Genomic DNA, 6,754 nt, shown 5'->3' with positions numbered 1-6,754 from the left:
GCTGGCGAGCGTCGCTGGCGCGCGTCGCAATTGGCGCAACAGCACGAAGTGCCGGTGATCGTCCGCGATCTCGACGATACCGAGGTTCTGGAAGTCGCGATCATCGAGAATATCCAGCGCGCCGATCTGAATCCGATCGAAGAGGCGCAGGGTTATCGCCAACTGATGGACCGTTTCGGTCATACGCAAGAGCGTTTGGCTGAGGCGCTGAGCAAAAGCCGCAGCCACATCGCCAATCTAATGCGCCTGCTGCAATTGCCGGAAGAAGTTCAGGAATATCTGCGCGAAGGCCGCCTGTCGGCCGGGCACGCGCGGGCGCTGATCACCACTGACGATCCGGCAGCGCTGGCGCGGCAGGTCATCAATGGCGGCCTGTCGGTGCGCGAGACCGAAAAGCTGGCCAAAGGGCCGAAACCGTCGGCGCCCAAGGCAAAACCAGCGTATCGCGGCGAAAAAGACGCTGATACGCGGGCGCTTGAGTTGGATTTGTCGGCAAATTTGGACATGAAGGTCGTGATCGACCACATTCCGGGCAATGAAGCGGGCAAGATCACCATCAGCTATGATAATCTGGATCAACTGGATGATCTTTGCCGGATGCTCAGCGCTAGCCCTCGGGCCGGGACCATATAAACAGCGCGACCGATCCCAGCACCAGTGCCTGAATAATCAGGATCGTCGGGCGCACCCCAAATGCCAAGGAAATCGCAAAAGCGGCAAGCATAGAGCCGCTTGCGATCCATTTTACCCGCCGCTGAATCGCGCCGCGTTCGTGCCAATCAATGATTGGGTCGCCGAATTGCGGGTGGGTCAGCAGCCAATTGTGCAAACGCTCGGACGATCGGGCGAAAAAGAACGCCGCCAGCAACAGGAACGGCACAGTGGGTAAAAGTGGCAGGAACGCGCCCAGCGCGGCCAGGCCGACCGACATCAATCCAAGGATAAGCCAGACGATACGCATGGTTTAATCCGGCAGCAGGTCGCGCAGGACCGCATTCAAAACCGCCCGGCCGTTGGGGGTGGTTTTCAGGGTGTCGCCCAAGACTTGAATCATCTCTAAATCTTGTAACATATTGATTTTATTATCATTAAGGGGCTGACCGGCCAGCGCGGCATAGCGTGACATGCTGATGCCGTCGCTCAGGCGCAGGCCCATCATCAGATACTCGCCCGCCTGATCGACACCTTCCAGCGCTGTGCGGCTGCGATCGCCATTGCCGGTGCTTTCGACCTGTGTCAGCCATCTGGTCGGCGCAAGGTCGGTGTCGGTGGCGTATCTTTGGCCATTCAGCGTCAGTCGCCCATGCGCGCCGGGGCCGATTCCGGCATAGTCGCCATAACGCCAGTAAATCGTGTTGTGGCGTGATTCCGAGCCGCTTTGCGCATGGTTCGAGACTTCATAGGCCGGCATCCCGGCCTTTTCGCACAGATCTTGGGTCAGGAAATACAGGTCACCGGCGCTGTCTTCGTCGGGCAGGCCACGCAGTTTTCCGCGGGCATAGCGATCGCCAAAGGCGGTGCCTTCTTCGATGGTAAGCTGATACAGCGACAGATGGTCGACGGCCATCGACAGGGCCTCGGTCAATTCGGCCTTCCATGCGTCATAGGTTTGGTCTTGCCGCGCATAGATCATGTCGAAACTGACGCGATCAAAGGTTGTGCGGGCGATATCAAAGGCGGCGCGGGCCTCGGCCACCGAATGAAGCCGCCCCAGACGTCGCAAATCGTCGTCATTCAGCGCCTGAACACCCATCGAAACCCGGTTCACCCCGGCGTCGCGGTAGCCGCGAAAACGACCGGCCTCGACCGAGGTCGGGTTGGCCTCAAGCGTGACTTCCATATCGTTGGCGGTGGGCCAGGTGGCGCGAACGCGGTCCATGATCGCGGCAACCAGTTCGGGCTGCATCAGGCTGGGCGTGCCGCCACCGAAAAAGACGGTGTTCAGGACGCGGCCTTGAGTTTCGGCGCCAATCCTGTCGATTTCCGACAAATAGGCGCGCATCCAGCGATTCTGATCGATCGAGGCGGCGACATGGCTGTTGAAATCGCAATAGGGGCATTTGGCCATGCAAAACGGCCAGTGCAGATACAGGCCAAAGCCGCCGTTTTGCCAGTCTTCAGCGGTCAAAGGCCGTAACCAGTTTTTCAAACGCCTTGCCGCGATGGCTGATGCGGTTTTTCTCGAACCGATCCATTTCGCCGAACGTCACGTCATAGCCATCGGGCAAAAAGATCGGATCATAACCGTGGCCCTGATCGCCGCGCATCGGCCAGACGATCTGACCGGGGGCGTGGCCGACAAACACTTCGTCATGTCCGTCGGGCCAAGCCAGCACAAAGGTGCAGCAAAACCGGGCTTTGCGCGGGAAGGGGGCGTTTTTCGCCTCAAGCTCGGCCCAGACGCGGGTCATGGCCATGGTGAAATCGCGGCCATTCGGCGTTTCGGCCCAATCGGCGGTATAGACACCGGGCGCGTTGTCCAATGCCTGAACCTCGATGCCGCTGTCATCGGCCAGCGCGGGCAGGCCGGTTGCCTTTGCGGCGGTGTGGGCCTTGATCCGGGCATTGCCGACAAAGGTGGTTTCGGTTTCCTCGGGCTCGTCCAGCCCAAGCTCACCGGCAGAGGTGACGGAGATGCCGTAGGGCGACAGCAAATCTGCGATCTCCTCAAGCTTGCCCTTGTTGTGGGTCGCGACCAACAGGGTATCTCCGTCAAATTTCCGCATCTTAACCCCCAATAGCCGCGTTTTGGGCGGCAACCAGTTCGGCCACGCCTTTATCGGCGAGGGTCAACAATTCGTCCATTTGGGCGCGCGAATAGGTGGCGCCTTCGGCGGACATCTGCACTTCGATCATCTGACCGCGGCCGGTCATGACGAAATTGCCATCAACGCCGGCCTCGGAATCTTCGGGATAGTCCAGATCCAGAACCGGCTGACCGGCATAGATGCCACAGGACACTGCCGCGACGTGATCGGTCAGCGGGTCCGAGATGATATCGCCCGCTTTCAGCAGTTTGTTCACCGCCAGACGCAATGCAACCCAGCCGCCGGTGATCGACGCGCACCGGGTGCCGCCATCAGCTTGAATAACGTCGCAATCGACCGTGATCTGACGCTCGCCCAGTGCGACGCGATCAACACCCGCGCGCAGGCTGCGGCCGATCAGGCGTTGGATTTCCACGGTGCGCCCGCCTTGTTTGCCCATCGCCGCCTCGCGCCGCATCCGCGACCCGGTCGAGCGCGGCAGCATCCCGTATTCCGCCGTGACCCAGCCCAGGCCCGAGCCCTTGAGAAACGGCGGGACGCGCGGTTCAAGCGAAGCCGTGCACAAAACATGCGTATCGCCGACCCGGATCAGACACGAGCCCTCGGCATGTTTGGTAACGCCGGTTTCGATTGAAATCGGGCGCATTTCGCTTAATTCACGACCTGAGGGGCGCATATGTTATCCTTTCGCTTGGTTGGCGGTGTGTTCCCACGCCTCGCGGGCTGGTGCAAGCCCGATTGACGCCGCCGGGGCATCCTCTTTAATGGCGAAACAGTCAGGAACCGGAATAGATGGCCGAACGCAGCGACATACTGAACCAGATGAATGACCGCTCGCGCGAGGTGTTTCGGCGGGTGGTCGAAGGCTATCTGGATTCGGGGGGGCCGGTCGGATCGCGCACCCTGACCCGCGAGATGAACGAAAAAGTCAGCGCCGCCACCATTCGCAACGTGATGCAGGATCTGGAATATCTGGGCCTGCTGGACAGCCCGCATGTGTCTGCCGGGCGGGTTCCGACCCAGTTGGGTCTGCGGATGTTCGTCGATGGTCTGCTTGAAGTGCGCGAACTGGACAGTTCCGACCGTGAAAAGCTGGATGCGACGTTGGGCGGCAATAACCCCGATGTCGGCAGCTTGCTGGATCGCGTTGGTTCGGCCCTGTCGGGGGTGACGCATGGCGCCAGTCTGGTGCTGACCCCAAAACACGAGGCGCCGATCCGCCATATCGAATTTGTCAGCCTTGGCCATGACCGCGCGCTTGTGGTGTTGGTTTTCGCCGATGGCCATGTTGAAAACCGGGTGTTTACGCCTCCGGCGGGGCAAACGCCCAGTTCGATGCGCGAAGCGGCGAATTTCCTGAATGCGCTGGCCGAAGGCCGCACCCTGTCCGAATTGCGCAGCGTGATCGAACGCGAAATCCGCGCCCGCCGGCAGGAACTGGACGTTTTGGCGCGCGAGATGGTCGAAAGCGGTCTGGCGGTGTGGGAAGACGAAGGTCAGCCCTATGAGCGCCTGATCGTGCGTGGTCGGTCGAATCTGTTGGATGACGCGACCGAGGTCGAGGAACTGAACCGCATCCGGACCCTGTTTGACGACCTTGAACGCAAGCGCGATATCGCCGAATTTCTGGAACTTGCCGAAGATGGCGAAGGCGTGCGCATTTTTATTGGCTCTGAGAACAAGCTTTTTTCACTTTCGGGTTCCTCTTTGGTGGTGTCTCCCTATATGAACGCTGACCGTAAGATCATTGGCGCAGTAGGCGTGATCGGACCGACCCGGCTGAACTATGGCCGCATTGTTCCGATCGTGGACTATACCGCGCAGCTGGTCGGAAGGCTGATCTCCGGCCGGGACAAGAGGTAAAAGATGGCGGAAGCAGAAAAGAAAACGGCCCCGATCCAATCAGACGATCTGGGTGAGGAACGCGATGTGTTCGAAGGTATCGGGCTGCCGGAAGATAACAGTGACGAGCTTGCCGAGCTGCGGGCCGAACGCGATGAATTGAAAGACCGCTTTATGCGGGCGCTGGCCGATGCGGAAAACTCGCGCAAACGTGGCGAACGTGACCGCCGCGAGGCGGAACAATATGGCGGCTCGAAACTGGCCCGCGATATGTTGCCGGTATTCGACAACCTGCACCGCGCGCTAAGCGTCGTGTCGGACGAACAGCGCGAGGCGAACAAGGCGGTGATCGAGGGGGTTGAACTGACCCTGCGCGAACTGCTGCATGTGTTCCAGAAACACGGCATCCGGCTGATCAATCCCCAGATTGGCGAAGCGTTCGATCCGCAAATGCACGAGGCGATGTTCGAGGCCCCGGTTCCCGGCACCAAGGCCGGCGACATCATTCAGGTGATGACCGAAGGCTTCATGCTGCACGAACGGCTGTTGCGTCCGGCGCAGGTCGGCGTGTCTTCGACCCCGAAAGGCTAATCGCCGCTCAGCGCCTTTTGACCAACGCCGCCTTCGCGTTCGCCCTTTTCCAAGGCCTCCAGCACGACGCGGGCGCGGGCGATCACGGCTTCGGGCAGGCCGGCCAGTTTGGCGACCTGCACCCCGTAAGACCGATCCGCCGCGCCCTTGTGGACCTCGTGCAGGAAAATCACGTCGCCATCCCATTCCTTGACCGCGACGGTGGCATTTTCAACACCGCTTAGTTTGGCCGACAGCGCGGTCATCTCGTGATAATGCGTGGCGAACAGCGCCCGACAGCGGTTCACGTCGTGCAGATGCTCAAGCGTGGCCCAGGCGATCGACAGGCCGTCATAGGTGGCGGTGCCGCGGCCGATTTCATCAAGAATCACCAGCGCGCGGTCGTCCGCCTGATTTAAAATCGCGGCGGTTTCGACCATTTCGACCATAAAGGTCGAACGCCCCCGCGCCAGATCATCCGAGGCGCCAACCCGGCTAAACAATTGAGAAACAAGACCAATATGGGCGCTATCGGCGGGAACAAAGCTGCCTGCTTGCGCCAGAAGGGCGATGATCGCGTTTTGGCGCAGAAAGGTCGATTTACCGGCCATGTTCGGCCCGGTCAGCAACCAAACCGCCGCGCCATCCCCGGCGCTGAGATCGCAATCATTGGCGATGAACGGCTCGCCGCCTTGTTTGCGCAAGGCGCGCTCGACCACCGGGTGACGACCGCCGCGAATGTCAAAGGCGCGGCTGTCATCGACATGCGGCTCGGCCCAGTTTTCACCGATTGCCAGATCGGCCAGCCCTGCGGCAAGGTCGATTTCCGCCAGCGCGGCAGCGGCCTGACCAATTTCGGCGGCGCGGTCCAGAATGGCCTGACGCAAGGCTTCGAACTGGCGCTTTTCGATCTCCAGCGCCCGGTTGCCCGCGTTCAGAATCTTGGTTTCCATCTCGGACAAATCGACCGTGGTGAAACGCACGGCGTTGGCTGTGGTCTGACGGTGGATAAAGGTCTCGGAAAGCGGCGCCGACAGCATTTTTTCCGCATGAGTAGCCGTGGTTTCGATGAAATAGCCCAGCACGTTGTTGTGCTTGATCTTCAGCGACGGAATGCCCGACGTATCGCAATATTGCGCCTGCATCCGTGCAATCACGCTGCGACCCTCGTCCCGCAACTGCCGCGCTTCGTCCAGATCGGCATCATAGCCGGGCGCGATAAAGCCGCCATCGCGGGCCAAAAGCGGCGGTTCAGCAACCAGCGCCTGATCCAGCAGGTTCAGCAAATCATCATGGCCGATCAGCGCGGCACCGGATTGGACAATCAGCGCGGGCAATTCGGCGGGCAGATCGGCGGCAATATCGCCCGCTTGCGCCAAGCCGTTGCGAATGGCCGCCAGATCGCGCGGGCCGCCCCGGTCCAGACCCAGTCGCGACAGGGCGCGATCCATGTCGGGGGCCTTGCGCAGATGGCTGCGCAGATTTTGCGATAAACGAGACTGTTCCACCATGAAACGCACAGATTCCAGCCGCGCATGAATGATGTCCAGATCGCGCGAAGGGCTAGAGATCCG

General features: G+C 60.6%; 8 protein-coding genes. 3 read left to right on the top strand and 5 right to left on the bottom strand.

Translation table 11 applies throughout. The annotated features are described in order from the left end of the window. Positions 1–633: ParB/RepB/Spo0J family partition protein (locus tag ABYW26_RS08475; protein WP_372604337.1), on the top strand; the 633-nt coding region annotated here is incomplete at its 5' end. On the opposite strand, the gene ABYW26_RS08470 is transcribed toward ABYW26_RS08475, so the two are convergent. Genes ABYW26_RS08470 through rph form a run of 4 tightly spaced genes read right to left on the bottom strand, consistent with a single transcriptional unit; the run spans position 608 to position 3,444 of the window. Continuing rightward, complete coding sequence (locus ABYW26_RS08470) at positions 608–961, bottom strand: YbaN family protein (protein WP_372604336.1); 354 nt, start codon at positions 959–961, stop codon at positions 608–610. The genes ABYW26_RS08475 and ABYW26_RS08470 overlap by 26 nt on opposite strands. 3 nt (positions 962–964) lie before the next feature. Then, the gene (gene hemW / locus ABYW26_RS08465) at positions 965–2,068 is read right to left on the bottom strand and encodes a radical SAM family heme chaperone HemW (protein ID WP_372604339.1); all 1,104 of its coding nucleotides are present in this window, start codon (positions 2,066–2,068) and stop codon (positions 965–967) included. A 49-nt stretch (positions 2,069–2,117) separates the two neighbouring features. Beyond that, complete coding sequence (gene rdgB, locus ABYW26_RS08460) at positions 2,118–2,726, bottom strand: RdgB/HAM1 family non-canonical purine NTP pyrophosphatase (protein ID WP_372604335.1); 609 nt, start codon at positions 2,724–2,726, stop codon at positions 2,118–2,120. A 1-nt stretch (position 2,727) separates the two neighbouring features. After that, positions 2,728–3,444 carry a ribonuclease PH gene (gene rph / locus ABYW26_RS08455; RefSeq protein WP_372604334.1) on the bottom strand — a complete coding sequence of 239 codons (717 nt, stop codon included), beginning with the start codon at positions 3,442–3,444 and terminating at the stop codon, positions 2,728–2,730. A gap of 116 nt (positions 3,445–3,560) precedes the next feature. Between rph and hrcA the strand changes: the two genes are divergently transcribed. Both hrcA and ABYW26_RS08445 read left to right on the top strand, forming a co-directional pair. Next, positions 3,561–4,631 (top strand): heat-inducible transcriptional repressor HrcA, encoded by a 1,071-nt coding sequence (hrcA, locus tag ABYW26_RS08450; RefSeq protein ID WP_372604333.1) that lies wholly within the window; start codon positions 3,561–3,563, stop codon positions 4,629–4,631. A 3-nt stretch (positions 4,632–4,634) separates the two neighbouring features. Then, positions 4,635–5,201 carry a nucleotide exchange factor GrpE gene (locus ABYW26_RS08445; protein ID WP_372604332.1) on the top strand — a complete coding sequence of 189 codons (567 nt, stop codon included), beginning with the start codon at positions 4,635–4,637 and terminating at the stop codon, positions 5,199–5,201. On the opposite strand, the gene mutS is transcribed toward ABYW26_RS08445, so the two are convergent. Continuing rightward, positions 5,198–6,754 (bottom strand): DNA mismatch repair protein MutS (gene mutS, locus ABYW26_RS08440; protein ID WP_372604331.1); only part of this gene is annotated, 1,557 nt, incomplete at its 5' end. The two genes, ABYW26_RS08445 and mutS, sit on opposite strands and share 4 nt — an antisense overlap.

Source organism: Actibacterium sp., assembly GCF_041584535.1.
GTDB lineage: Bacteria > Pseudomonadota > Alphaproteobacteria > Rhodobacterales > Rhodobacteraceae > Actibacterium_D.
Note: the sequence above shows the minus strand (reverse complement) of the source record. Positions and strands in the feature narration are given on the sequence as shown.

Coding starts and splice junctions, on each gene's coding strand:
- ABYW26_RS08445 (WP_372604332.1), top strand. CDS start 4,635: ATGGCGGAAGCAGAAAAGAAAACGGCCCCGATCCAATCAGACGATCTG.
- hemW (WP_372604339.1), bottom strand. CDS start 2,068: ATGGCCAAATGCCCCTATTGCGATTTCAACAGCCATGTCGCCGCCTCG.
- hrcA (WP_372604333.1), top strand. CDS start 3,561: ATGGCCGAACGCAGCGACATACTGAACCAGATGAATGACCGCTCGCGC.
- rdgB (WP_372604335.1), bottom strand. CDS start 2,726: ATGCGGAAATTTGACGGAGATACCCTGTTGGTCGCGACCCACAACAAG.
- rph (WP_372604334.1), bottom strand. CDS start 3,444: ATGCGCCCCTCAGGTCGTGAATTAAGCGAAATGCGCCCGATTTCAATC.
- ABYW26_RS08470 (WP_372604336.1), bottom strand. CDS start 961: ATGCGTATCGTCTGGCTTATCCTTGGATTGATGTCGGTCGGCCTGGCC.